The sequence below is a fragment of the Ruania alkalisoli genome (genome assembly GCF_014960965.1).
GTDB lineage: Bacteria > Actinomycetota > Actinomycetes > Actinomycetales > Beutenbergiaceae > Ruania > Ruania alkalisoli.
Genome location: NZ_CP063169.1, coordinates 80,005 through 105,945, shown reverse-complemented (window position 1 = coordinate 105,945; position 25,941 = coordinate 80,005). Strand labels below are relative to the sequence as shown.

Here is a 25,941-nt window from a genome sequence, read left to right as displayed (position 1 = left end):
TCTGTCTCCTCTCACAGCACCCCGAACCGGGCGAACGCCTCGGTCGCGGACATGCCCTGCCGGACGGCGTCCCGGAAAGCGTGCTCGCCGCGCCGCTTCTGCAGGGCAGACTGCACCGTCCACGCGGCAATCGCCCGCGGAACCACCACGGTGCCATCGCTGTCGGCCACCACCAGGTCACCCGGCTCGATCCGGACGCCGTCGATCAGGCAGGGCACCCGATGGGCGAGGATCTCGTGGCGGCCCAGGCTGTCGTACGGGATGGTGCCGCCGCTGATCACGGGGAAGCCGAGCTCCCGCACTGCCCGCACGTCCCGCACCAGCCCGTCGGTGATTGCCCCGGCCGCGCCACGGCGCTGACACACCGTGGACAGCAGCTCCCCCCACACGGCGATATCGGTGGCCCGCTGGGTGGGGGTGATGAACACCTCGTCCGGGCCGATCGCGTCGAGGGCTGCGACCAGTCCCGCGAAGGGTTCGGCCGGCACGTCGTAGACGCGCTGAATGTGCACGCCGAAGGCGTATCCAGCGATCGTGGTGTCCTGGTCGAGCAGAGTCAGGCCCGCCCCGAGCGCCTGGTGCCGCAGGCCCTGCTGGTCCAGCACGTCCGAGAGCACCGCCGCGGTAAGCTCACGGCGCACCACGTCCAGGTCGACGGCGACCGGTGCGTTCACGAGGAGACCTCGCCTTCAGGCTTGCTCGCTGAGGGCGTGTCGAACTTAACGGTCCGGATCTGCCACGGCTCCAACGCCAGCGGCAGTCCGCCGTCGAGGTACTCCAGGTGCTCCAGCACGCTGCCCTGGAGGTCAACAGTGGCGCCCCCGCGGGTGGCCAGCTCACCGGCAAGCTGCACGTGCGCCGTCGAATCACTCTGGTTCACCACGCGCAGGCACGCGGCGCCGTCGTCATCCAGGTAGAGGGCCGATACCCGGACGGGGTCCCCGAGGTTGTGCAGGATCTCCCGTGGCGCGGCACCACCGAACATCAGGCGAGGGGCACGCCATCGGCGGTCAGCGCGGCGCGCTGGCTCATGCGGGTCAGAGCCTGGAATCACCTGGACCTGGAAGGCCCAGGTCGTGCGTCCCGGGTTCGTCCAGTGCAGACGCCGGTCACCACATGATGCTGGTGTCCGCAGCAGCACCACAGAGGTCTCTCCGGGAACACTACGGAAGGCCGGATGCTCGGTGAGCAGGGCCACCGTGGTCTCCGGGTGGTACGCGGCGAGCCAGTGCTGCACTTCACGATAGGAGGCAAAGTCCTCCGCAGAGACCTCGTCCTGCTGCAGTGGTCCAGCGCCAGTTGGGATGTCGTCCCACCCGGACCCATGGAACGCGGTCCCGTACCGCAGCTGGGCCCGGTCCACAGCACCGAGCACCGGCATTCTGATCTGCCAGTCCTCCAGGGCCGGCCACTCGACGTCGATCTCGAGATCGACTGATCCGGCATGCGCCCACAGGGTGAACAGCTCGCGCCAGCGAACGCCGAGCAACTCCCACTCGACAGCGACCTGGGCGCACAGCGGGCCCACATCGCGCGCCTCGACCACGATCAGTTCGGCATCGATCCGCTCGGTCTCGTCCGTCGCGAGAGTCACATCATTGCCAAGTTCACGGACTGCATAGGGAAGTTCGGCTATCGGTGTAGACAAGCCGGTGGCCCGGTCATGGACGGTGCTGGCTCCGGTGGCGCGATCCACCTCCAGGGTCAGGTCATCGGACCTGGCGGTGATGCGGTCGGCGTTCTCGGTCAGTTCAATCCGGTGCGGGATCGGCCTGGTCCGCAGGTCGTGCAGGCCGATGGAGTCCGGCATGAGGGCCGAGACGACCACGGACTCTCGCCCGTCCGGGTGCGCCCGCATCTGCCACGAGTCAGCGTCCGCTTCCGATCTCAGGTATGCGAGCAGTATGTCGCGCGGTTCGGCCTCAAGCAGGGGGGCGGAGTCGAACCGGCTCGTCAGGACGAGCGGGCGGTCCATGCGATCAGCGGCAACAGCGTGGTCGAGCACCTCCCGGGTATAGGCACGAACCCGATCATGGCGGACCTTCTTCTGGAATATCGAGAGTGCACCGTCCTCCCCACCCCCGTTGTGGTCCTGCGTGAACACCTGCATCCGCCACAGCCACTCGAACTCGCGTCCGGGTGGGGCGTAGTCGTTCGGAGCATAGAAGGCATCTTCGCCGTAGAGCCCGCGCCATGCGGTGGCAGATGCAGGCAGCGGCGGCCGGCCGGCGGCAGCTGCGATCACAGCCGCCGTCTCGGCGTCCAGCAGGTCACGCTCGATCGCGCGGACGCGGTGGAAGAAGCGCATCTCCTCGTCGGGTGCCACTCCCCAGACGCTCGGGAACGTCCCCGAACGCTCCTCCACCACGGCATGCTCGTTGAGGTAGGGCGCGACCACCGTGGCCGGGATCGCGTAGTCGATCTCAACATCGGGAAACATGGTTCGGTACTGCTCGACATAGGCGCGCAGATCCTTGCCGTACCGCTGGATGAAGGTGTCCGGAGCGGTGAGATCACCGGCCGAGCCGGCCATCGCGAGCGTCCCGTGCGGATATCGCTCTCGCAGCTCGTGATGACTCAGCGTGCGATCGCCGATGAAGTGGTCGTGGGCACTCGGCTCCATGGTTCCCTCGGCGAACGGCACGAACACGTAGTGGACGGGCCAGCTGAGCACGTGCATCGCGGTGCCATCGGGCGCGACGTGCCGCCAGATGCGCCCCTCGTGGAAGATCTTGCGGGAGGTGACGTAGTAGTCGATACCCGCTTGCCGGTAGAGCTGGGCTGTCTGGGCGTTCAGGCCCGGGAGGTCCGGATGTGCGGCCAGCCGGACATCGATACCCAGCCGGTCCTTGGCCCAGCGGCGCCCGATCTGGATGTTTCGGATGATGGACTCACCGAGCACCAGATTCTCCCAGCGATCGATGTACGCACCGCCGATCTCAAGCCTGTCTTCTGCCAGGAGCCGGCGGACGAGCGGCTCGTAGTGAGGATGAGTGCGCAGGAAGTGCTCAGCAAAGATCGCCGTGTCGATCACGAAGGTCTCGTCCCCGGACTCGTCGGCACGGTCGAGGTAGCGGCGGATCAGCTCGTCACCCCGGCTGAGGCAGTTGCGGTAGTCACCCAGCCAGAAGAGATCCAGGTGCGAGGTCGGGATGATGCTGATGCGGTCGATGTCCATGAACGCGAACCCTTCGTGTCAGCCTTTGACGGCGCCTGAGATGCCGTCGGAGAAGTACTTCTGCAGGAAGAAGAACAGGATCAGAGGTGGCAGGGAAGCGACCGTCGCGGCCGCGAGCAGGTAGCCCCAGTTGGTGGTGTGCTGGCCGACCACCGAGGCCAGCGCGACCGGCACGGTCTGGTTGTCGCTGCTGAGCAGCACGAGCGCGAACAACAGTTCGCTCCACACCGCGATCACGGCCCAGATCGCGACAGCCGCCACGCCGGGGGCAGCCATCGGCATGATCACGCGGAAGAGAGTCGTGGCCGGTCGCGCCCCGTCCACACTTGCAGCCTCGACGACCTCACAGGGTATGCCAGCGAAATGGCCGGTGATCAGCCAGACAGCCACGGGAAGCTGGAATCCGACGTATACCAGGATCAGCCCGGGCAGTGAATCCATGAGGCCGAGGTATCTCCACAGGATGAAGACCGGCACCAGCGTCGCCGCCTGAGGCAAGAGCTGGGTGATGAAACTCATCGAGAGCAGGCTCGATGCTGCCCGGAACCTCAGATGTGTCGCGGCATAGGCGGAGAGTGATCCCAGGACCACCACGATGGAGGTGGTGAGCACGGCGATGAGCAACGAGCGCCAGGAGGCGCTGGTGATCGCTCCGTCGGCGAGCACGTCCGCGAACTGCTCGAAGGAGAGATCGTGGGGCCACAACGTCGCCGGGATGGATGCGACTTCCACTGCCGGCTTCAGGGCGGTGGAGACCATCCAGTAGGCCGGCAGCAGTGTGCCGAGCATGATGATGCCCAGCACCAGCGCTGCCGCCCATGGGCGCCTGCGTCTGCGGCGACGGGTGGACGAAACGGGCCCGGTCATGGTGGCCGTGCTCATCGTTGGGCCTTCCTCGCGAGGCGGAAGTACATGACGATCGCCAGCCCTGTGGCGAGGACCGAGAGCACGGAGTAGGTGGCGGCCTGGTCGAATCTGCTGAACTTGAGGGAGGACTCCCAGATGGCGAACGGCAGGGTGGTCGTCGCATCACCCGGTCCACCGTTGGTGAGCAGATACACCAGGTCGAAGTAGTTGAACGTCCAGATGAAGGCCAGAAGCGCGGTCGTAGCCAGGACGGCGCGGATCCCGGGCAAGTACACGTGCCAGACGAGCCGCGCGTAGTTCGCGCCGTCCACCCGGGCAGCTTCCGCCGTCTCCCTGGGAACAGTCTTGAGGCCGGCGGAGATCATCAGCATCCAGTACGGGGCCGACTTCCAGGTGTTCGCCACGATCAGCGCTCCCATCGCAAGCGCAGGGTGCGAGAGCCACTCCACCGGCGCAATCCCGACCACGGCGAGCATGGCGTTGGCCATTCCGTTGGTCGGATTGAGGATGGACAGCCAGATCGCTCCGACGGCCACAGCCGGAATCACCCACGGTGCCAGCAGGATGGGGCGCAGTACACGGCTTCCACGGGGGAAGTGCTCCATGGCCAGAGCCGCTGCGAAGCCCACGATGAACTGGCAGATCATGGACCCGAACGTGAACACCAGTGTGCGCCCAAGGGTGCCAACCAGGTCACCCTGGCGGAACACCTGCACGTAATTGGCGAATCCGACGAACGTGCCATCTTCCGGGCTCAACCGGTCGATGTGCATGCTCAGCCAGATGTTGTAGCCCAACGGGTAGACGAGCAGCACCACCAGGGCAAGAAGTGCCGGGAGCGCATACGGCCAGGCGACGGGGCGGCGCACACCTGTTCGCCGTTGAACGGTAGCGACGGTCATCGGATCGTCGCCGGACTCATTGCAGGATCTCTTCGGCACTCGCGTCAAAGGCAGCCAGCGCCTCCTCGATGGAGTTGCCCGGTTGGATGACGGCCGGCTCAAGACTGGATTCGAATGCGGCAGCGATCTCGGCGACCCGGGCCACCGGGGTGATCGGCACCTGGGCGTTCGGCAGGACCTCGGCGAAGGCGGAGTAGAACTCGTCCTCACCCCACGGAGCCACCTCGAGGCCGTCCGTCGTGGGAGGGAACGCCTCGTCCACATTGAGCGCCTGCAAATTCTCCGGTTCGGTCAGCCAGGCGAGCAGGGCGGCCGCTTCCTCGGGATGCTCTGTGGCCTCGAACATCCCGATCTGCCACCCGCCGGCGGCGGATGAGGAAGCGTCGCCGGCCTCCTGGACCGGAACCGGAGCGGTGATCCAGTCCTCGCCGTAGACGAGGTCGTCGCTGTAGCTCTCGATCTGGCTGCGTACCCAGGGGCCGCCAAGCATCATGGCCAGTTCCTGCTGGGCGAACAACTGGGAGAGGGTGTCTCCGGGAATGTTGTCCAGGCCCGGGGGCACTGCCCCGGTGGCGACGATGTCCTGCAGGAGGGTCAGGGCGTCGGCGGTCCCGGGATTGCCGGAAGCAGCGGGTCGGCCGTCGGCGTCGAGAATGTCGCCGCCTGCTGTGTTGATGTAGGGCCCGGCAGCCTCGTAGGCGAGGGAGTAGTCGTTGTCGGTTGGGAAGCCATAGCCGTAGATGTCTGTGCCAGCGAAGGCCTGGACTGCCTCGAGCAGCTCGTCCCAGGTCTGTGGCGTCGCGTTCACGCCGGCCTCCTCGAGCAGCCCGAGATTGACGTAGAGGACCCGGGCATCCGTCGTGAGCGGAAGCGTGAGTTGCGCGCCCTCGACCTGTCCCACGTCCACCAAGCCGGAGATGAGCCGGTCCGTGGCAAGAGTTCCGTCCGCGACGAGGTCGTCGAGGGGGCGTAGAAAGCCGGCTGCGGCATACATCTGGATGTCGGTGTGATTCACACGGCCCAGGTCGGGTCCGCCGCCACCTCTCATCTCGGTGGTGAGTTTGGTGTTGTACTCGGCGAACGGGGTCTGCTCGATCTCGACCTCGATGCCTGGGTGCGCCGCTTCGAACTCCTCGATCAACGGGCGTTCGCCCGTCTCGAGAATCTCGTCCACCACCGGCGTGGCGTAGGTCAGCGTCACGATCTCGTCCGACGACTCGTTCTCCCCACCACACGCGGCCAACGATGCGCTGACCAGCGCCAAAGTGCCGAGAACGGTGACCTGCTTGCGAACACGCACGATGAGCTCCCTTGCTCGGTTCCCATATGGGAACGCGTTTCTTATAGGTGGACGCTACGCCTCGTCGCATGAGCGGGTCAACCCCCTGAAGGAACTGTGTTCCCATATGTGTACGGCTTGGTAGCCTTTGCGCATGGCAGATGAGGGTGCGCAACCGCTCGGGGTGAAGTCGTCGGAACGGACCCTCGACATTCTTGAACTGCTGGCGCACTCCGATCGCGGGTTGACACTCACCGAGATCTCCCGCGAGCTCACCGTGCCGAAGAGCAGTCTGCACAAGCTGCTGGCCACACTGGAACGCCGGGGATGGGTGCAGACCGACGAAGTGACGCGCTCCAGATACAGCGTCGGTCTCAGCGCTCTCCAGGCCGGAACCAAGTTCGTCGACGCTGACGAGGTGGTACATCTGACCGAACCGGTGCTGACGCAGATCTCAGACCGGCTTGGTGAGGCCACCCATCTCGGCCGCCTGGACGGAACCGACATCGTGTACTTGGCCAAGCGGGAGTCGACTCACCATCTGCGGATGTTCAGCGCCGTGGGGCGTCGCCTTCCGTCCCACGCCACCGCCATGGGCAAAGCGATGCTGGCAACCATGCCGCCGGACGCCGTGGACACGTTGCTAGGTGCCGATCGTCAGCGACTGACCCCGCACACGCTGACCTCCCCTGATCAACTGCATGCGGAACTCGCGCGCACCCGCGAGCGCGGATACGGAGTCGACGACGAGGAGAGCGCCGAGATGATGCGCGCAGTGGCGATCGCCCTCCCTCTCCCGGTCCCCACCCTGAACGCGATCAGCGTCTCCGCTCCGACGATCCGGATGCCGCGCGAAGGGTTCGACGAAACAGCTGAGCTCATCGTCGATGCCGTGCTCGCGGCCATACCCCACCTGAGCTTGCACCTGCCGGGGACAGGAGCGTGACCACGTGGGCTGCAAGGCGGGCTTTGGTCGCCCTCCGCTGATCTTCCGACAACAGTTCCGGCGTCGGTGAACGTGGCGCTCCGCCGTCATCACCATCACATCGACGTCGGCCCTCGGCCGGCGGTACGCTGGGGATCCGTGACATCTTCGGTCCACCACGCCCCGCGACGCCGGCTCGCGCTGCGGCGACGCCCCTCCCGGCCGGGGTCGGCGACTCGGTGGACGGCTCGTCAGTGGGCCGCGTTGTTCTGCGTGCTGTCCGGGTACGTGGTGGGCACCCTGACGATGTCGGGAACAGCGATCTCACTGCCGGCGATCTCGGCCGAGCTGCAGGCCGGTCCCGCGGCGATGCAGTGGTTCGTGACCGGGTATCTGCTCGCCACCACGTGCCTGGTGTTGATCGCCGGTGCGCTCGGGGACCGGTTCGGGCGGCGGCTGGTGCTGCGCGTCTCCGCGAGCGTCTACACCGCCGGGATCGCGATCTCGGCGATCGCGCCCACGATCGTGGTGCTCAATGCGGCGCGGATCAGTGCGGGTGTGGGTTCGGCGGGTCTGATGGCCTGCGGTGCGGCGGTGCTGACGACCTCCTTCACCGGCTCGGACCGGGTGAAGGCGTTCGCGCTCTGCGGGGCCGCGGGCGGGATCGGGATGGCCATCGGGCCCTCGGCTGCGGGGTGGATCGTGGGCGCTGTCGGGTGGCGCGGCACGTTCGGTGTGCTCGCGGCTGCGTCACTGCTGATGGTGGCGAGCACGTTCTTCATCAAGGAGTCGCGGGCGGAGAAGCCGCGACCGTTCGACCTGATCGGCGCGGGGATGCTGATCGTGGGCCTGAGCCTATTGCTGCTCGGGATCTCCTCGATGACCTCGGGCAACGCTCCCGTCGGTGGCGGTCAGCTGGTGGGTGCGGCGCTGATCCTGGCGCTGTTCATCATCCGCGCGTTGCGGGTCTCGGCACCGCTGCTGGAGCTGAGCCTGCTGAGCGACCGGATCGCCTCGGCATGGCTGATCAGCGCTGTGATGGCGGCGGCCGGGATGTCCGGTTTCACCGTGTACCTGCCGACGTACCTGCTCGTGGTGCACGGCCTGAACGCGGCCGCGGCCGGCACGTGGATGCTCGCGTTCACGGTCCCGCTGTTCATCGTGCCGATGATCGTCTCCCGCTGGGTGAACCGCGGCGGTTCCGCCCCGAAGATCGCCGCCGGCTGCCTCGTTCTCGCGGCGACGGCGTACCTCGCCTTTGGTCTGCTGGCCACGGTCGGGGAGGTGTGGGTGGCCCTCATCCCGACGGCGGCGCTCGGCTTCGCGATCGGCTCGCTCACTGCCCTCAGTGACGCCCAGCTGATGTCGCGTGTGGACAGTGACCGCATCGGGATGGCGGCCGGTCTGCTGAACACAGCGCGATCGGGGGCGACCTCGATCGTGCTGGCCCTGTTCGGTGCCGGTCTGGTGGTCGCGATCGCCTCACGGGTGGGCCCACGGACGGCGGATCGGCTCGCCACCGGTGACGTTGCCGCGATCAGCGAGTCGGTCGCTGTGGACGGGTTCGGTCACGGGTGGACGCTGGTGCTGGTTGGCAACGGGGTCCTGATGCTTGCTGCGGCGGCTGCATTCGTGGGACTGATTCTGGCGGGGCGTCGGCAGGCGGGGCGGGCGGCGGCCTGAGCGCTGACAGCGCATCCGCTCACTGCAGCCGCACCTCGAGAGCGCGGCCGATGCCGTCATCCACACTGTTGCCACTGAAGGGGGCGGATTAGCATCGCGGTATGACCGATGGTGACTCAACCGCGGTACCGCGGTGCTCGCATGCGAGGCGTGGTCATTCTCGCGACTGTCGTCCTCGCGGTCGCCCTGGCCGCCATCTGGTTGGTGGCGGTCCCCATGGGAGTTCCCTGCCCCGCGATCTATCCACCGCCGCCGGGCTGCACTGTTGCAGACCGGGCGTCTACCGGGGCGCTGTGGACGATCCTCGTCGCGGGGGTCTACGCAGGGTCGATCGCCCTCGCCTTGACCGCGGGGCGTCGCCGCTGGTGGTTGACCGCTGCGGCAATGGTGATCCTCGTGGCTGTTGCGATCGTCGGGTTCGGCGCTGTGCAGGGCTCGACCGGCTACGTCATCCCGTGGTGACGTCACAGCGGTCGGTACGGGTCCGTCGGGCGCCGCGCGAGCGCGGTACAGAAGTGAGTCGGGATCCATAGCGAGCGGAAGGACCAAAGCCACCTGGGTCCCGCGCACTGCTGGCGTCCCGCAGGTCCATCCCCTTGCGGCAACTACTCCCAGGGTCCCTGAGGATCGAGGTGCCGTCGTAGTTCCATGGCGTCGTGGAGGACCCGACCGACGACCAGGACGTCACCGTCGCGTCGGCAGATCAGGAAATGCCGCGGACGGTGAACCCGTCCACCGGGCGCGCGAGTGCGGCTCTGTGCCAGATGCCAGGAGAACACTCCCTCACCCAACTCGGGCCGAACCACCCGCCCCACCTCGTCACCGTGCGTAGCCACGTCTCGAATGGCTGCAGCGATCAGCGACTCGTAGCGCCTACGTGCTTCCTCACCGAACTTCTCGTGCGACCAGGCGAGAATCGAGACAATGTCGGCCTGGGCGGCATGGGTCAGCCGATACCCCACCATCAGGCCGGCGACTGGGTCTGCGCCGCACGGCGGCCAAGCTGTCCGACGAAGTCGTCGAGCGACTCGTTATCGACGTCATCGAAGCGCCCGGACGCAAGGTCCACCCAGCCCTGCTCTGCGGCTTGGCGCAGCACGGAGATCTTGGCCGTCTCTTCGGCTTGCTCGCGCTCCAAGAGTCGAAGACCTTCGCGCAGCACCTCACTAGCGTTCTGATAGCGGCCGGACTTCACGAGCGATTCCACGAGTTCGTGCTGATGCTGACCGAGAACAACGTTCCTCGTCGCCATGACGACCACCTCCATTGGCAGTATATGCCATTGCTCCGTCGCTGATGCGGGCCAGAGCCAAGCAATATCAACACGATGTTGACAACACAATGTTGATGACCTGGAATGGGTCCATGACTCCGGATGACCACTCCCGCGCCGCCACCCTCGCTGCTCACCGCACCGCCTTGGGTGCCGTCGGTGGCGACGAACTGTCCGAGCGGCCGTGGCAACATCCTGGGCAGCCGGCGAGCGACTGTGATCTCGTGCGGCTCGCGGCATGGAAGGCGAGCGACAAGGATGTCGACGCTGAGGTTGTGATGGCTGGGTTGGGGCTGATCGGCGCTGCCCGGGCCGAGTTGGACCAGGTGGAGGCGGGCCTGTTGTTCGCCGCCAGGGCTGCGGGCGTCACGTTCCAGCAGATGGCCGGAGCCCTGGGATTGGGGTCAGGGCAGGCCGCGCAGCAGCGGATGTCGCGTGTGCTCGCCCGCCTGGACGCTCCGTCGTGACCGCGTTCGTCCCGCTGCGAGAGGCGGACGCGGCGTGCGGGTCGAAGGCCGTGGTGCTGGGTGAGCTGTTGCGGGCCGGGTTCGCGGTCCCGGATGGTTTCGTGCTGCCGGTCGATGCGGGCGCGGGCTGGGAGCAGGAGGCGCCTAACGTCCTGGATGCGCTCGGCGGGCCCAGCTTCGCCGTGCGGTCCTCGGGGACCGTCGAGGACGGGCACGAGTCCTCGTTCGCCGGCCAGTTCCACACCAGCCTGAACGTCCCGACGGCGCAGGTCGAGACCGAGGTGCGCAAGACCGCCGCTTCGGTCGAGCAGGCGGGTGCATATGCGTCCGTCATCGGCCAGCCGCCCCCGGGCAGGGTTGCCGTGATCGTGCAGCCGATGCTGCGCCCGGCCGCGGCTGGTGTGGCTTTCACCCGCGATCCCGTCACCGGGCGAGGGGGCGTCGTTATCGAGGCCGTCCACGGCCTGGGTGACCGGCTCGTGTCCGGACAGGCGGATCCTGAGCGGTGGAGGATCACTCCCGGCGGCGACCCTCAATGCCTGACCGCGCACAGCGTGATCACTTCCGAGCAGGCGACAGTGGTGGGCCGGGCCGCGATGTCCGCCGAGCAGCTCCTCGGCGGCCCGCAGGACGTGGAGTGGGCGATCGCGGACGGTCAGGTGTGGGTGCTGCAGGCCCGTCCGATCACCGGGGCCTCGGCCACCGACCGTGCCCTCGCGGCTGCCCCAAGCCCGGCAATGACACCTGCGATGAGATTGGCGTCCGGCACGCCCGCGAGCCCAGGCATCGCACATGGGCGTCTGCGCATCATCGAGGGCCTGGACGACTTCTCCCGGTTCGCACCAGGTGAGGCGCTGGTCTGCCGGGCCACGTCACCGGCATGGACGCCGCTGCTCGCGCGAGCGGCAGCGGTCGTCATCATGCGCGGTGGGGTCCTCTCGCATGCGGCGATCATTGCCCGCGAGCTGGGCATCCCCGCTATCACCGACGTCGCCTCCGCCTTGGGTCTGCCGGACGGCGTGCTCGTCGAGGTCGACGGCACCGCCGGAACCATCACCGCACTGGAGACTCGATGACATCACCGAACGATGTGCAGCTGCAGGTCCTCCACACGGTGCGGATCCTCGGCTACGCGGGAAACGCTGCCGTGAGCGAGCGGGCGGGCATCCCGCCCGCCAACGTCGATGAAGCCCTGCTCGATGCCCAGGCGGCCGGGCAGGTTGTCTGGAGCCAGTTCGAGAATGACGGCGGATGGTCGCTCACCGAAGCCGGCAAGACACTGGGTGAGGTGCTGCTGGCCGAGGAGTTGGACCGTGCGGGTGCCCGTGTCGAGGTGGAAGCGGTGAGGACCGAGTTCGAATCGCTCAACCGGCAAGTCACCAGCGCCTGCACACGCTGGCAACTGACCGAGATGGGTATCGGTGAGCAGGCCACCAGCCTCGCCGAGACCGTCGAGGAACTCGCCCGCGCCGGCAAAGCGTGGGCCACGCTCGAGAAGCACCTCGTGCTCCACCTACCTCGGTTCGCCGGCTACTACGAACGCCTCAGCGCCGCGCTCGATCGCGCCCGGACCGACCCCTCCTGGGTGACAGCGACCGACCGCGAGTCCGCACACCGCGTCTGGTTCGAACTCCACGAAGACCTCCTCGCCACCCTCGGCCGCTCCCGCTGACGCGACTCTTCGTGGTCGCCGACAACCGCACGCCCGAGCGGCCCGTCGACGACTACGTACGGTCAGCGCCAGGGTGGTCGCGCGGCCACCGGCCATGGATGAGGAGTCCAACGGCTCATAGGGCTGCGCGGACTATCAGGAAGATCCCGGCTGCGATGCATGCCACCGCGATGATCCGCCGCAGCCCGTCGGCCTGAATACGCGTGGCGACCACTGCTCCGGCCACAACCCCGAGCCCGGCGAGCGCACCGAGCACCGTGCCCAGCCGTATATCGGTCAGGCCCGTCTGCAGGTAGCCGACCGATCCGGAGCCCTGGCGGCAACAGCACACCACCCGCACCCATTATGCCGCCTAGGACCCCGACGACGACCGCGAGCACAGGCAAGGCGACTCCCACCGAGGCGGCCTCCTTCAGTTGACGTGGATTCTTTGCAGGCTAGCGGCAGCGGAGCCCACCCCGGCGGCAGCACAGGATCAGCGAGTGGCACGATGTTCCGATGCAGGAATGGCCGCGGTGGGCAACGGAGCAGGTCCATGTTCAGTCACCGCACAAGGAATGGCAGCGGCGCGGTGCGCGGCTGTGCCAGGAGCTGGATGCCACGCTCGCCCGGTGGCTGGTAGCCCCGACCGAGCACGTCGGTTCTACCGCGGTACCGGGACTTGCGGCCAAACCGATCATCGACGTCCAGGCGGCGGTGGTCGACCTCGGTTGCGCGGAGGCCATCGCACAGGAACTGTCGGGAGCTGACTGGCACCTCGTCCCACCCGAGCTCGACGCCAGACCATGGCGTCGCTTCCTGGTTCACGCGGTGGACGAGCGTCGTGCGGCGCACCTGCACCTGGTGGAAGCCGGCAGTGCCCGCTGGGCCCAACAGCTCGCGTTCCGCGACGCGCTTCGCGCCGACCCTGCGCTCGTGCGAGGCTACGCGGCGTTGAAAGAGGCGTTGGCCGCGGAACACGCGACTGACCGTGAGGCATACACGGCGGGGAAAGCCGACTTCGTCCGACGCGTCCTCAATGAGCGATCATGACCCGGAGCTGAGAGCAGTCCGAAGGTCTTGCAGCTGAGCCCGAGCGAGAGAACGAGATCTCGGGCGCACCGCCTGAGTGGCATGGGCATGACGGCGGCGCGACGCATTCGCGAGCGCGATCTACAGAGCTTTGGCGATACCCGTTCCGAGGCAGCGGGCCGATCGAGGCGCTGTGTAGTCATACTGGGTGGGTGGGTGCGTGCAGCGATTCGGAGGCGGTATGGCGGCCCGGAGGTCGTCGGTTTCGACGATGTCCCCGAGCCGGTTGCCGGCCGGGGCGAGATCGTGGTGCGCGCGCACGCCACCACTGTGAACCGCACAGACTGTGCGTACCGGTCGGGGCACCGTGGATCAACCGGCTCGTGTGGGGCTCGCCCCGGCCCCGAGTCCAGCTGTTGGGGTCGGAGTACGCCGGCGTGGTCGTCGACGTTGGCGAAGGCGTCGAGTCCTACGCCGTCGGAGACGCGGTGTTCGGGTTCATCGATGGGCGTCCCGGTGCCCACGCCGAGCTGGTTGCCGTCCCGGTGGACGGGCTGGTCGCCCCGGTTCCCGAAGGATGGGATCCAGCCGACGCGGCGCCAGGGATGGAGGGGGCGCACTACGCACATGCCTGCCTTCGCGTCACCAAGGTGGGGCCGGGGGATCGGGTCCTGGTTCACGGTGCTACCGGCGCCATCGGGACCGCGCTCGTGCAGCTCCTCCACGCCGAGGGGGTGGAGGTGACCGCAGTCTGCGACCAGCGTCCCCCGGACCGTCCGGACCTGACCGAGATCGGGGCAGCGCGCGTGGTCAATGTGGGCGACGGGGCCAGGCTCGACTCGGTCGGGGGCGACTACAACGCAGTCATTGCCGCCAGTGGTCACCTCTCGTTCGCGGCAGCTCGCCCACTGCTGCGACCCGGCGGCAGCTATGTCTCCAACGATATGGGCCGCGGAGGCCAGAATCTCCTTCTCGCCGCAGTCGGACCGGTGGCCCGGGCGCTGGACCGGCATCACGCACTCTTCCCGCTCCCTCGCGCCGACGCCGCCCTGGCCGCGCACCTGCGCCGGCTGATGGGCCGCGGCGCCTACCGCCCCGTCGTGGACCGCGTCTTCGACTTCGGCGACCTTCGAGAGGCGTACGCCTATGTCGACACGGGCCGCAAGATCGGCAACGTCGTCGTCACCATGCCCGGGGGCGCCCGAAGCGGGCGCTGGTCCCCTCTAGCGCCCGGCCGTCAGCCATCCGCCGAGCATCCTCGTGCTCGCCCATGCCACCGCCACGGGCGTCGCCTTCCGTAGCGACCCAATCCACAGCCGCGTGCAGGTCGACGACCTCGAAGCCCTTGTTTGCGCGATCCCAATACCGGTGCACCTGATGTCCGCCACCTGCGAACGCACGGCAGCAAAGTGCTCTGTCTTGCTCCTCGCCGAGGAGATGCCGGTCATACGGTCTGTTCCGGCATTTTGGGGTCTGCTGCACGGATGGGTGACACCCGATCTGCCTAACCTGGCGTTGGGCTGGAAGGATGTCACTGTGACGAAGCCCTACCCCAAGGAGTTCCGTGACGATGTCGGCAAGGTCGCACGGAACCGTGAGCCCGGTGTCGAGCTCTCCCAGATCGCCGAAGACTTCGGGATCCACTTCACCACCCTGTACTCCTGGATGAAGAAGGCTGACATTGAGGAGGGTGAACGCCCCGGCGCGAGTGCATTGCAGTCCGGGGAGCTACGTGAAGCCAGGAAGCGGATCTGTCTGCTGGAACGGGAGAACGAAGTCCTGCGCCGTGCCGCGGCCTACCTGTCCCAGGCGAACCTGCCGGGAAAGTGATGTACCCGCTCGTGAGCGAGCTTGCCGGTGACGGGATCCCCGTCGCGGTGACGTGCCGGGTACTGAAGCTCGCTCGCCAGCCCTACTACCGTTGGCTTGGGAGCCCGATCACGGTGGCTGAATTCGAGGAGGCCTACCGGGCCAACGCGTTGTTCGATGCTCACCGTGATGATCGGCGAGTTCGGGTACAGGTTCTTGGTCGATGAGGCCCGCGATGCTGGCGAGTCAATGGCTGAGCGGACCGCGTGGCGGATCTGCTCGGCCAACCGCTGGTGGTCGGCGTTCGGCAAGAAGAGTGGCAGATGCGGCAAGAAGCCCGGACCGCCCGTCCACGACGATCTGTGCGCCGTGGTCGACAAGCACGGCGCGACCAGGCACGTGTTCACCGCCGATGCCACCAACGAGCTGTGGATCGGCGACATCGTGCGCCACGAGGCGCTGTTGAACCGAGTGGAGGTGAGAGACCACCGCCGCTCCGCTGTCGCAGCAGTGGGGTGAAGCTGAGGGCAGCCTGATCCCCGGGACGGGGGTGAGGGTGGACAGCGGCCCTGACAACGACGAGTCGTACCAGTACTGCCAGATGGTGCGGGCTCGGCTAGCGAGACGGAGAGGTATACGCGAGGAACCAGTGTCTGAACGCCCCTCAAGAGAGCCCACCAGCCCGGAATCTGGCGGACATGGGTTGGGTCGCACCGCGCACCCGCCCGACCCTTTGGGGTCGGGTTGGGGAACTTCTGGTCTGGAGAATGTCGTCGGGCCGGGAGGCCATGGCGAAGGCCTGCGGCGTAGTCATGGCGAGGGTGCAGGGGCATAGCTGGGTACCGATCCCGTCGAACGGTCAACAGTGAACGTGGGAACCCTGCCGACGGTCCCCGCCGGCCCCGGGCAGCCAGCCCTGGGCGGTGGGAAGGTCCGTCGCCGACTGATGCCGGCGGCAGGGGGCGGAGGGCCCGTAGTAGTCCGAGGTCGGGAAAGCCGACCACATGGCGAAGGGGCCCAGTCTGATTCAGCAGCAACCGATGCATGAGAAGGAGTCACACCGGTGACTACGGGTGTTCCGTGGCCCAGCGAGCTCGTCGAGACGACGGTGGCGTGGTCGCGGGTACTTGCGATGCAGACGAAGCTGCACCGTTGGGCGGCGGCCAATCCTGGCCGTCGGTTCGATGATGTGTTCAACCTCGTGCACGATCCCGCGTTCCTGATGGCGGCGTGGGACCGGGTGCGGGGAAACAAGGGCGGTCGCACCGCCGGGGTAGACGGAATCGTGCCGCGATTCGTTGCCCCGGAGGATGTGATCGGGATGCTCGCCGAACTTCGCCGCCTGGTGAAGTCCGGTGAGTTCACGCCGGTGCCGGTCCGGGAACGTCGGATCCCGAAAGCGGGCGGGAAGACCCGTTCGCTGGGGATCCCGACGATGACCGACCGAATCGTTCAGGCGTCCTTGAAGCTGGTGCTGGAGCCGATCTTCGAAGCCAACTTTCAACCCAGTTCGTATGGGTTCCGGCCGAGAAGACGAGCCCAGGACGCGGTCGCCGAGATTCACTACTACACGACGGGCAACCGCTCCTATGAGTGGGTGTTCGAGGGTGACATCAAGGCGTGCTTCGACGAGATCGACCACACCGCCCTCATGGGCCGGGTCCGTGGCCGGATCGCCGACAAGCGCGTGCTGGGGCTCATTCGCGCGTTCCTCAAGGCAGGTGTCCTCACCGAGGACGGGCTGAACAGGGACACCCGCACCGGCACCCCGCAAGGAGGGATCCCTTCACCACTGCTGGCCAACATCGCCTTGTCCGTGCTGGACGAGCACTTCACCACCAAGTGGGAAGCGCTCGGACCATCATGGACACGCGCGAAGCACCTGCGTGCCGGGGGCGCGACGATGAAACTCATCCGCTACGCCGATGACTTCGTCGTTCTCGTCCGCGGGCCACGCGCGGCTGCCGAAGCGCTGTTCAGCGAAGTGGCCAACGTGTTGGAACCGATGGGCCTACGCCTGTCGGAGGAGAAGACCCACCTGACCCACATCGAGGACGGGTTCGACTTCCTCGGCTGGCACATCCAACGCCGGACCTGGCAAGGACGCGGCGGGACCAAGCAGACGGTCTACACCTACCCATCGAAGAAGTCTGTTGCTTCGATCAAGGCGAAGATCCGGCTACTGACCCGCCGGAACGCACATCGCACGCTCGCAGACCTCCTGCGCCGGCTCAACCCGGCGATCAGGGGCTGGTGCAACTACTTCCAGCACGGGGCCTCCAAGCGCACCTTCGGCTATGTCGACCACTTCGCCTTCTGGCGAATCGTCCGCTGGCTGAACAAGCGCCACCCCAAGCTGAACAAGCACACCGTGGTCCGCCACTTCCTGCCCGGCTGGCACATCGCGGCGGACGGGATCGAGTTCTTTCGCGCATGGCAAGTCCCAGTGACCCGCTATCGCTACCGGGGAGCCAAGATCCCGAATCCCTGGATGCCACGGCCGAGTACTACAACGGCCTGAACCAGATGGAGAGCCGGATGCTCAGGAATGAGCACGTCCGGTTCGGAGGGCGGGCCGGGGAAACCCACCAGCCGCAACGCTGACAGGGCGCCCCGGCCCGACCCCTACACCGAGCACTGGACGAATGAGGGCAAGCTCTACCTCTGTGCGATCAAGGACGTCTACTCCAACCGGATCGTGGGGTACTCGATCGACTCGAGGATGAAGTCCCGACTGGCTGTCGCTGCCCTGAACAACGCTGCCAGCAGGCGCGGCGACGTGGCTGGATGCGTGGTGCATACGGACCGTGGGTCGCAATTTCGTAGTCGAAAGTTCGTTCGCGCTTTGGTTCGTCACGACATGGTCGGTTCGATGGGCAGAGTCGGCGCGTCCCTCTTAACCGGCTAATGGTGGTGTCGGTGCAGGTCAGCGACACGCCGGTGCTCGGTGTTTGCGCGTTGCTTCGGGTCGGTGGTGCTACACCTGTGGCATGGAGCCCAGGGGCGGGTTACGGCTGGAGGAACGCGGCGAGGGATGGGTGCTCGCCGGTGAGTCCGCCACGGGGTTCGTGCTCGTAGATGAGTACTTGAGCCATCTGCTGGATCGGAACTACTCGCGGGCGACGGTCCGCTCGTATGGGTATGACCTGCTCGCGTTCTGCCGCTGGCTGACCGGGCAGGAGCGTCCACTCGAGGAGGTCACCACGGACGATCTACTAGGGTTCTTGCGGGCGTGTCGGGAGGCGAGCCTGCCGGGCAGGCCGAGCCCGAACGTGGTCGGGATGGACGGGCGTCGGCTGGATCGTTACGCGGCGACGACGATCAACCGCAGGCTGGCGGCGATCTCCGGCCTGTTCACGTATGCGGGGCTGCGAGATCCTGCGAGGCGGAACCCGGTCCCGCGGGGCAGCGAGGCTCGGTGGCGAACGAGCGGGGAACGCTCTGGGATGCTCGCTCACACGGTTCGCCGTCCGGTCCCACGATCGGCGCTGCGGTTGCGGGAACCACGCCGGCTGCCGGTCGCGCTGTCACCGCAGGACGCGGCGACGCTGGTGGGGAGTCTGCGGACTTGGCGGGATCGGGCGATCGCGGGGCTGATGCTGTGGTGCGGGCTGCGATCGATGGAAGTCCTCGGCCTACGGGTGAAGGACGTCGACATCGGCGGCCGATGGGTCACAGCCACCGGGAAGGGCGCGAAGCAGCGCCGTGTTCCGTTGGATCCGGATGTCGCTTCGGTGATCGACGTCTACCTCCTCGCCGAACGGCCCGAGTCCGACTCCGAGACGCTGTTCCTGGTCGGCAAGGGCCCGAACCGCGGCAACCCACTCACTGCGGCGGGGTTGCGGACGGTGTTCCGTTACCACCGCGGCCTGACCGGGGTGACGGGCGGGCACCCGCACGCGTTGCGGCACACGTTCGGGACGGTCCTGGCCGAGGCGGGGGTCGATCTGTCGGTGATGCAGGCGCTACTCGGTCACGCGCATGTCGACACCACCGCCCGCTATGTCCACCTTGCTCCTGCTCATGTGAAGGCGGAGTTCGATGCGGCTCGGATGCGCATCCGCTCCCAGCAGCGGTGACACCGGGATCGCCTCCCTGCGAGGCGATCAGCTGCGGGATGCGTATCTGCACCATCTGACCGCGACCGGTCGAGGGAACCTGTCCTACGAGCGCGCCGCGCACCGGTTCTTCGAGTGCTGGCCGGAGCCGCAGGACTGGGCGAACGAGTCGCTTGCGGAGCGGTTGTCGGCGGGGTCGGCGGCGCGGCCGGTGATCACGTTCCTGATGCTCCACGGCCGGCTGCGCCCCGGTTACGACTATCTGCTGTCGCGGAAGCTGTCGCCGCTCTGGCGGGAGATAGAGACCAGCCCGCTGCGGGCCGAGATCGATGGGTTCCTTGATGCCGCGGAGCATCTCGGGTTCACCGCCCGCACTCGCCTCGCGACCGGCTCCCAGGTCCCCGCACGGCTACTGATTCAGACGGGCAAACCGATGCGGCAGCTCACTCTCGGCGATCTCGCCGAGTTCGCGGCGGCTTGCCGGGAACGCGAGCACATCACCGGGCGCGGCGCGAACCACTACCTCGCCGCGATCAGCACAACCCAGATGGTGCTGTTCCATCTCGGTGTTGTCGACTCCCCGCCTCGCAGCGGCGGTCCCGTCCCCTACGAGGAGCGACTCGCTGGGGTCTCCGCACCCTTACGGGCCGAGCTGGTCGGGTATCTGGAACGCAAGCGGGCAACCTGTGACCGTAAGACGGTGTCGGCGATGGCGACCCGGCTCAAGCACTTCGGCGAGTTCCTCACCCAGACGGATCCGGTTCTGACGTCGGTGAGGGAGTTGGATCGGCGCCGTCACGTCGAACCGTTCCTCGCGTCGCTGGTCGACGCGGTCAGCGACAAGGACGGTGCGCCGATCAGCATCGGGGACCGCAACCGACGGGTCGTTGCTGTCGCGACGTTCCTGCGCGACATCACCGAATGGGGCTGGGACGCCGCACCCTCGCGGAAAGTGCTGTTCCGCGACGACATCCCCAAACTCCCGCAAGTGCTGCCCCGCTACCTCCCGATCGACGCCGACCGGCGGCTCACTGCGGCTTTGACCGAGCATCCTGAGAACGAGTTGGCCGCGCTGGCGCTACGGTTGCAGCGCGCCTGCGGGCTGCGGATCGGGGAACTGCTCGATCTCGAGTTGGACTGCGTCCACGAGATCGACGGGAACGGAGCCTGGTTGAAGGTTCCGCTCGGCAAGCTCGCCACCGAACGCATGGTCCCTCTCGACCCCGAAACGCTCGAGGTGATCGACCGGGTCACCCAGATCCGCTCCCATGGTCGTCCGCTCCCGCACCCCCGCTATCGGCGGCCCGCGCAGTTCCTGTTCACCTACCTCGGCCGCAGACTCACACAACAGGGCGTCCGTCGCGAGCTTGACCACGCCACTGAGGTCGCCGGGCTCGGGCACGTCACCTCTCACCAGCTCAGGCACACCTACGCGACCGCGCTGGTCAACGCCGGTGTCTCCCTGCAAGCACTCATGGCACTCCTCGGCCATCAGAGCGCGGAGATGAGCCTGCGCTACGGGCGGCTGTTCGACACGACCGTCCGCACCGAATACGAACGCGCCCTCGACCTCGCGAAACAGAACACCCCGGCCGCAACGGCGGGAGACATGGCCGGGCGCACCCAACTGCCGCTGACGGCCATCACTGGCAGCCGTGACTGGCGTGACACCCCGCTGCTGAAGTCCCGCATGGCCGGCGGATTCTGCCTCCGCGCCCCCGCGCAAGGCGCATGCACCTACGCGAACATCTGCGAGCACTGCCCGTCCTACCGCTCCGAGCCCTCCTCACTGCCGATCCTCGCCGCGCAACGCGTCGACGCCGAAGCTCTCGCCCGCGATGCACAACAGCGAGGATGGATCGACGAAGCCGAACGCCACCACAAACTCATCGCCCGCCTCGACGCGCTCATCGCCGACACGGAGACCCAGACCGGATGACTGCCCCCACGCTGAACCAGATCGAACGAGCCTGCGCCGACCTCACCCGCGACAAACACCCCATCACGATCGCCGCGGTCGCATCCCGCGCGGGCATCTCCCGGTCCACGATCTACCGCAACCCTGAGCTCCGCGCCACCATCGAGCACCACCGGCAAACCCCGCCGGACGGCAGCATCACCGCGATCACCGACGAGCTCGCCACCCTCCGCCAGGCCGTCCAGACCCTCGCCGACACCGTTCGACACCACGACACCCAGCTCCGCCGACTCACCCGCGGATAACCGCGTTACCCGGCCAAACCCAGACCCGGAGACGATTAGCCGGATAAGCCGGCGACAACGCGGTCATGGAGAGCTTCTTCTCACTCCTGCAGGAGAACGTCCTGGACCGGCACACCTGGTCCACCCGCGACCAACTCCGGATCGCGATCGTGACCTGGGTCGAGCGCACCTACCACCGCCGCCGCAGACAAGACCGCCTCGGCCGATTGCCCCCCATCGAGTACGAGACCATCATGACCACACCAGCCACTCGGCTGCGTAGCTAACCGCTGTCACCCATCCGTGCAGCAGACCCGAGCCGGCAGACGGCGAACATGTGCAGCGCGCGGTTCGCCTGTCCCGAGTTGGCTCACCTTGAGTACCCGATCGGCCCGTAGGAGGCATGCGATCAGTCACTCTCGTGGGTTAGGTAGCGACGCTGACGCCACGATCGCCACCCCCGGAGGGCGGACACACGTGACCCTCACAACCCAGGGCATAGCGGCATCCGGCGTTCCTGAGGGTGCGTGGGCGCCATGAGGTGCCACAGCCGACGTGCGAACAGGTGCCAAATCGTTCTCGCTCGCCCCCGATTGGCTACCGCCAGGTCGCCCTCGTCGTGCCCCCGAGGCCAATCTCAACGGATCTCGTGGCACCGATTAGTGCCCCGATCGCGATCGTCGAGACGGCATCACCGCAGGTCAGAGACCCAGAGCCATCGGTCGATCCATCCCGTGAGCCAACTCGGGTCGAAGATGCCGTCGGTATATTCGATCGGAGTCCACGCCTCGTCGCCGATCGTGGCGATCGCCTTCGTGACTGGGGGTTCAAGCGCACGGTCACCGACAGGGCTTCTTCGCGTTGCGGCACGCCCAACACCTCAAGATGATCGGTGGATCGAGGCTCAGCAACCCATCGCTGGGGACTAGCACCCCCTAACCCCTCGCTGTGGTCATGTCGCGAGCTGAACGAGATGGGAGGCTCCGTCCTTGGCCGAGGTATCCACGATGATCGATGTGGTTAGCGAACTGGTCGTCACGGTCACCGTCGGGTCGCCGGCGGAAGAGATGATCGGACACTTCCAAAGGTTAACCCGAACCGATTCACTCAGGTGCGTCGGGTCGGAGATCGCGATAGAGATGGCTCCGCCAACCTGGCGGAAGTAGAACGCAGCTGGAGCATACGCCGCTGCAGCCATGGTCGCAGTGATGTCGAACCGGCCCGCCACGAAGAAGTTCGCCATCACAATACCCGTTCCAGCGTGACGCATCGCGTGCAGATCGGAGGTATCGGAGATGATCTCGATATCGGTGGCGGCGGCTGTCGCAGCCATCGATCCTGGCGCCGCGCCGGGGTACAGCGCATACGCGTACGATTCACCGACCGGATTGCTCCCGTGATCGATCCAGGACGTGACGAAATGATTCGTCACCGGGTCGATCTCCTCAGCAGCATCGTGGACATCGGTCCAGTACCCAGTGCGCTGCTCCCTTGCCAGTTTGAGCGTGAAGGAATGGGAGGCGTCGAGGAATACATATCCGTGGCGCCCGTCGTGCAGCCAACCGGGACTCGTGAACGTATGCGCCCACGGAGTGGTTTCTGGCTGGGCGGCCCCATCGACGATCACCGGAGACGTGCTGCTGTCATGCAAGTTGCGGTTAGAAACGGTGGTCTCAACGACGTAGCCGCTGGAGCTGGTGATGCCGGATCCCAAGGCCACTATGCAGTCGTCCAGGCAGAACCACGACTTGCTCGCCACCATGTCGGTAAGAATACCCGAGGTTCTCTGTCCAGCCAGTCCATACCCGTCCCGATTGGCACCACCGGCGTAAGCGTTCGTTGGGACAGCTGCACCGTAGGGCCCGCCATCGCCCTTTGCGGCAGGTCGGTTGTCCACGGTGGTTCCCGCCAGCCTATAGGGATTTACCGTAGCCCAATAGTTGTCCGCGAACTGCCCCGAATCTTGTTCGTCGTATAGATAGGTCACCCCCGAGCCCTGGAACCAGCCGTGATTATTCTCACCCAACGGGCCCCACTCGTAGTAGGAAATGCGTTGGCTGCTCATCGCCACCGCCAGGGCCCAACCGGGCCGCCGATGAACCGCACGGTCCATGCTTCCGAACGTTCTGTGTCCGACTTCCTCGGCAGCCCCGACGATTGTCGAATCATCCATCAACTCGCGGATTAATCCGATTCGTGGGAGAACATCGAGCGGCACACGACCGTCGGCGATGGCAACATCGAACGTGTCGCGTTCGATCCATCCCTTGCAGATTGACCGCCAATGCGCCGCACGAGTCCCTTCGAGCCCTTGAGCGAGCCGAAGCATGTACTCGATTACGAGGTGGCCGGTGAGGTGATCGGAAGTTCCGTACAAGCCGACGTAGCGCCCACGCACGATGTCCATCATCTGCGAACCGAAGACCAACGGGACGAAACCGATCTCGATCGAGTCATACAAATCTGCGATGTTCGGGCTGGTAATCTCCCAGGTGGTGCCGGAGAGCATCGGAAGGAGCATCACAGCACTCTTCACCAAGGCGAGACCGTAGCCGCCGTGATATGGGACGTGGTTGTGCTGGATGAAGCCACCGTCGGCGTAGAAGCCGTCGCCGTGGGTCACCCTCCCGAGCGCAGCTGGCAGGGCGTCCGCTCCTTGCGCAACCTTCGCCCCATCTTCGGCGATGATTCCTCGAATAATGACGGTCCGGCAACTGTCGATGAGGTTCGCGCCCGTCTGGAGTTGCGGTCCGACCGGCTGATTCGCCGTGCGGTAGCGGGGATCCGGGACGAAATAGTCGACCGCTTCCACCAGGTCGGCTTTCAACGTTGCCGGCACGTCGGCGAACAGGAGAACCACGGTGTCATTGATCGCCTGGGCCGCACCGATCTCCCAATCGTACCAGTTATCGTATTCCGCAGCGCCGGAGTAATAGGCGTTGTCGTGCAAGGTCTGTAGTCCGTCGATGATATCCGTCAGGACAGAGGGCTGCTGATATTGTGTTGTGCCGTCAACCTGATAGGCCGTAGCCATTATTTGCAGCCGCTTTGCTGTTTTACGGACGTTCGCAGAATCAGTCGCAAGGAGGTAATCGGTGAAGACACTCGTGCGGCCGATTGTACGGTCGATCTCTGCGATCGACTCCGCAGCCGACGTATCGAGCTCTGCGATCGTCGGCGCATAGTCGGGATCGAGTGGGTCTATGCCCGCCCCAATTAGTTGGGCCACCCACGCGGTGCGCATTTCGTCAAACGTAGCTGCTGCGGCGGCACCCTGGGGCCGCAATTCGGCGAACGTAGCGAATGTAGCAGCTCCCAGTATCGCTCCGCCGAACAGAGTTCTGCGCGCGATCCCCTTCGATTGTTCATGATCGTCTAGCATCTTGTACTCCTTGTCTCTTGGTTAAATCGGATAGCATCAACATTCCGATTGGGAAGAACTATCGGAGTTTGCACACAGAGGCCGTCGATATCTAGTGCTCCAGGACCTCACCGTGCCGTCGTGCAATTGCCTCGGCGACTGAGAGGCATCGGAAGATGCAGCCGCTCCGAGCATTTCTCGGCTCCTGGCGACACCATCCGAACCGCCGTGGACCTTCCAGTCAGAATCGCTCGGCGAGCCATTTCAGCTTCAGCCCTGTATGATAGGAGCCTCCTCCTTCGTGCCCATTGTATGGATATACCTCTATCTGCTTCTCTCCGCCGTAACGGTTGTACGATGCGTACACGGTGGACGGTGGGCACGTTGTGTCCATGAGCGCGACAGACCAGAGCGACGGCGCGGTGCCGCGGGCAGCCATGTTTACGCCGTCGAAGTAGGAAATTGTGCGCCAAGCCTGGTCGACAGCGTCTCGGTGCGCAGCGAGATAATCGGTCAATTCGCTGTAGGGGGCTGTGCCGACTATATCAACCGCTCTTCGGATATGTTGCAGGAATGGAACGTCCGTCATGAGGCCAGCTACATCGGGAACAATCGCTGCGGCAGCGATCGCAATACCTCCCCCCTGGCTCCCGCCAGCGACCACAACCGCATCCTTTGCGACACCCGGTAGTTCGCGACCAGCTTCGATGGATCTCGCGGCGTCTGTATAGAGACGTCGGTAGTAGTAGTCGGCTGGACTCTCAAGGCCACGCGTCATAACCCCAGGGGCCGCTGGTGCGTGTCCTACGGGATCGGGCGTATGCCCGGGGGCGGCCCGGAGCCATCCCTGTCCCCGCGAGTCGACGCGCAAGTAGCCGTATCCTGCCGACGGGAAGGTGGTGTGATCCCACGGATACCCCCTTCCTCCGTGATAGCCGACGAAGCTGACCACGAGGGGCAGGTCTGCGCTGACGCCGGCCGGGCGGGCATACCAGGCTTTGATCGGATGACCGCCGAAGCCAGAGAACGTCACGTCGAACACATCGATATGACGGATCGTGTCAGCGCGCCCCGACAGTTCGAGACCCAGCGGGTACGCACGGGCTTCAGAGAGAGTCGCCTGCCAGAAGTCGTCGAAGTCATCGGGTTCTGCGATATCCGGGTAGTAGGCATGCAGTTGCGCAAGGGGTTTGTCGAAGAGCGGCATCAGCGAGTTCCGACCGGGTTACCCCAAGACTGCCTGCGGCCTCGCGC

The 25,941-nt window shown here is 66.2% G+C and carries 24 protein-coding genes and 2 pseudogenes; 16 read left to right on the top strand and 10 right to left on the bottom strand.

Annotation, left to right across the window (positions count from 1 at the left end):
• Window positions 1–11: 11 nt before the first annotated feature.
• Genes IM660_RS00485 through IM660_RS00465 form a run of 5 tightly spaced genes read right to left on the bottom strand, consistent with a single transcriptional unit; the run spans window position 12 to window position 6,247 of the window.
• Entirely contained in the window at window positions 12–674 is a 663-nt protein-coding gene (locus IM660_RS00485; RefSeq protein ID WP_193497507.1) for an RraA family protein, read from the bottom strand.
• The gene (locus IM660_RS00480) at window positions 671–3,178 is read right to left on the bottom strand and encodes a glycoside hydrolase family 38 N-terminal domain-containing protein (RefSeq protein WP_193497506.1); all 2,508 of its coding nucleotides are present in this window, start codon (window positions 3,176–3,178) and stop codon (window positions 671–673) included. Before IM660_RS00480 ends, IM660_RS00485 begins: the two co-directional genes overlap by 4 nt.
• 18 nt (window positions 3,179–3,196) lie before the next feature.
• On the bottom strand, window positions 3,197–4,060 hold the full coding sequence (locus IM660_RS00475) for a carbohydrate ABC transporter permease (protein ID WP_193497505.1): 864 nt from the start codon (window positions 4,058–4,060) through the stop codon (window positions 3,197–3,199).
• Window positions 4,057–4,947, bottom strand: coding sequence for a carbohydrate ABC transporter permease (locus tag IM660_RS00470; protein WP_193497504.1), 891 nt, complete (start codon window positions 4,945–4,947; stop codon window positions 4,057–4,059). The genes IM660_RS00475 and IM660_RS00470 overlap by 4 nt, the downstream gene beginning before the upstream one ends.
• Before the next feature lie 16 nt (window positions 4,948–4,963).
• Entirely contained in the window at window positions 4,964–6,247 is a 1,284-nt protein-coding gene (locus IM660_RS00465) for an ABC transporter substrate-binding protein (RefSeq protein WP_193497503.1), read from the bottom strand.
• A gap of 133 nt (window positions 6,248–6,380) precedes the next feature.
• Here IM660_RS00465 and IM660_RS00460 point away from each other — a divergent pair, with 133 nt between their 5' ends.
• The 3 genes from IM660_RS00460 to IM660_RS00450 all read left to right on the top strand — a co-directional run bounded on the left by IM660_RS00460 (window position 6,381) and on the right by IM660_RS00450 (window position 9,296).
• Window positions 6,381–7,172, top strand: a complete 792-nt coding sequence (locus IM660_RS00460) for an IclR family transcriptional regulator (protein ID WP_193497502.1) — start codon at window positions 6,381–6,383, stop codon at window positions 7,170–7,172.
• 138 nt (window positions 7,173–7,310) lie between these two features.
• On the top strand, window positions 7,311–8,834 hold the full coding sequence (locus IM660_RS00455; RefSeq protein WP_193497501.1) for an MFS transporter: 1,524 nt from the start codon (window positions 7,311–7,313) through the stop codon (window positions 8,832–8,834).
• A gap of 141 nt (window positions 8,835–8,975) precedes the next feature.
• Window positions 8,976–9,296: a hypothetical protein gene (locus tag IM660_RS00450; protein WP_193497500.1), complete on the top strand. Its 321-nt coding sequence runs from the start codon at window positions 8,976–8,978 to the stop codon at window positions 9,294–9,296.
• A 143-nt stretch (window positions 9,297–9,439) separates the two neighbouring features.
• Here IM660_RS00450 and IM660_RS20010 read toward each other — a convergent pair whose 3' ends face one another.
• Together IM660_RS20010 and IM660_RS00440 are read right to left on the bottom strand one after the other, a co-directional pair.
• Window positions 9,440–9,799: a type II toxin-antitoxin system RelE/ParE family toxin gene (locus tag IM660_RS20010; protein WP_193497499.1), complete on the bottom strand. Its 360-nt coding sequence runs from the start codon at window positions 9,797–9,799 to the stop codon at window positions 9,440–9,442.
• Complete coding sequence (locus tag IM660_RS00440; protein WP_210769048.1) at window positions 9,799–10,101, bottom strand: type II toxin-antitoxin system ParD family antitoxin; 303 nt, start codon at window positions 10,099–10,101, stop codon at window positions 9,799–9,801. The genes IM660_RS20010 and IM660_RS00440 overlap by 1 nt, the downstream gene beginning before the upstream one ends.
• A 98-nt stretch (window positions 10,102–10,199) precedes the next feature.
• Here IM660_RS00440 and IM660_RS00435 point away from each other — a divergent pair, with 98 nt between their 5' ends.
• From IM660_RS00435 to IM660_RS00425, 3 genes are read left to right on the top strand one after another with little or no spacing between them, the layout of a single operon-like run.
• Window positions 10,200–10,574, top strand: coding sequence for a hypothetical protein (locus tag IM660_RS00435; protein WP_193497498.1), 375 nt, complete (start codon window positions 10,200–10,202; stop codon window positions 10,572–10,574).
• Window positions 10,571–11,650 (top strand): PEP/pyruvate-binding domain-containing protein, encoded by a 1,080-nt coding sequence (locus IM660_RS00430; protein WP_193497497.1) that lies wholly within the window; start codon window positions 10,571–10,573, stop codon window positions 11,648–11,650. The genes IM660_RS00435 and IM660_RS00430 overlap by 4 nt, the downstream gene beginning before the upstream one ends.
• Window positions 11,647–12,246 (top strand): hypothetical protein, encoded by a 600-nt coding sequence (locus IM660_RS00425; protein WP_193497496.1) that lies wholly within the window; start codon window positions 11,647–11,649, stop codon window positions 12,244–12,246. The genes IM660_RS00430 and IM660_RS00425 overlap by 4 nt, the downstream gene beginning before the upstream one ends.
• Before the next feature lie 115 nt (window positions 12,247–12,361).
• Here IM660_RS00425 and IM660_RS00420 read toward each other — a convergent pair whose 3' ends face one another.
• Window positions 12,362–12,580, bottom strand: a complete 219-nt coding sequence (locus IM660_RS00420; protein ID WP_193497495.1) for a hypothetical protein — start codon at window positions 12,578–12,580, stop codon at window positions 12,362–12,364.
• A gap of 164 nt (window positions 12,581–12,744) precedes the next feature.
• On the opposite strand from IM660_RS00420, the gene IM660_RS00415 reads away from it, so the two are divergent.
• The 10 genes and pseudogenes from IM660_RS00415 to IM660_RS00370 form a co-directional block, all read left to right on the top strand.
• The gene (locus IM660_RS00415; protein ID WP_193497494.1) at window positions 12,745–13,278 is read left to right on the top strand and encodes a GrpB family protein; all 534 of its coding nucleotides are present in this window, start codon (window positions 12,745–12,747) and stop codon (window positions 13,276–13,278) included.
• A 191-nt stretch (window positions 13,279–13,469) separates the two neighbouring features.
• Window positions 13,470–14,558, top strand: a complete 1,089-nt coding sequence (locus tag IM660_RS00410; protein WP_425503851.1) for a zinc-binding dehydrogenase — start codon at window positions 13,470–13,472, stop codon at window positions 14,556–14,558.
• A 235-nt stretch (window positions 14,559–14,793) separates the two neighbouring features.
• Window positions 14,794–15,087: a transposase gene (locus IM660_RS00405; protein WP_193497492.1), complete on the top strand. Its 294-nt coding sequence runs from the start codon at window positions 14,794–14,796 to the stop codon at window positions 15,085–15,087.
• Window positions 15,088–15,315: 228 nt separating this feature from the next.
• The gene (locus IM660_RS19710; RefSeq protein WP_210769047.1) at window positions 15,316–15,585 is read left to right on the top strand and encodes a hypothetical protein; all 270 of its coding nucleotides are present in this window, start codon (window positions 15,316–15,318) and stop codon (window positions 15,583–15,585) included.
• 544 nt (window positions 15,586–16,129) lie between these two features.
• On the top strand, window positions 16,130–17,587 hold the full coding sequence (gene ltrA, locus IM660_RS00395) for a group II intron reverse transcriptase/maturase (protein WP_246465064.1): 1,458 nt from the start codon (window positions 16,130–16,132) through the stop codon (window positions 17,585–17,587).
• 108 nt (window positions 17,588–17,695) lie between these two features.
• Window positions 17,696–17,956, top strand: a pseudogene (locus IM660_RS00390) (DDE-type integrase/transposase/recombinase); the annotation flags it as partial.
• Between the two features lie 100 nt (window positions 17,957–18,056).
• Window positions 18,057–19,145, top strand: a complete 1,089-nt coding sequence (locus IM660_RS00385) for a tyrosine-type recombinase/integrase (protein ID WP_193497491.1) — start codon at window positions 18,057–18,059, stop codon at window positions 19,143–19,145.
• Entirely contained in the window at window positions 19,108–21,063 is a 1,956-nt protein-coding gene (locus tag IM660_RS00380; RefSeq protein ID WP_193497490.1) for a tyrosine-type recombinase/integrase, read from the top strand. The genes IM660_RS00385 and IM660_RS00380 overlap by 38 nt, the downstream gene beginning before the upstream one ends.
• A complete protein-coding gene (locus IM660_RS00375) occupies window positions 21,060–21,347 on the top strand; it encodes a DUF6262 family protein (RefSeq protein WP_193497489.1) in 288 nt (95 codons plus the stop codon). The genes IM660_RS00380 and IM660_RS00375 overlap by 4 nt, the downstream gene beginning before the upstream one ends.
• A 50-nt stretch (window positions 21,348–21,397) precedes the next feature.
• Window positions 21,398–21,613: pseudogene (locus IM660_RS00370) on the top strand (integrase core domain-containing protein); the annotation flags it as partial.
• Between the two features lie 665 nt (window positions 21,614–22,278).
• Here the strand turns inward: IM660_RS00370 and IM660_RS00365 are convergent.
• Both IM660_RS00365 and IM660_RS00360 read right to left on the bottom strand, forming a co-directional pair.
• A complete protein-coding gene (locus IM660_RS00365; RefSeq protein WP_193497488.1) occupies window positions 22,279–24,708 on the bottom strand; it encodes a polysaccharide lyase 8 family protein in 2,430 nt (809 codons plus the stop codon).
• 220 nt (window positions 24,709–24,928) lie between these two features.
• Window positions 24,929–25,894: an acetylxylan esterase gene (locus tag IM660_RS00360; RefSeq protein ID WP_193497487.1), complete on the bottom strand. Its 966-nt coding sequence runs from the start codon at window positions 25,892–25,894 to the stop codon at window positions 24,929–24,931.
• Window positions 25,895–25,941: the final 47 nt, after the last annotated feature.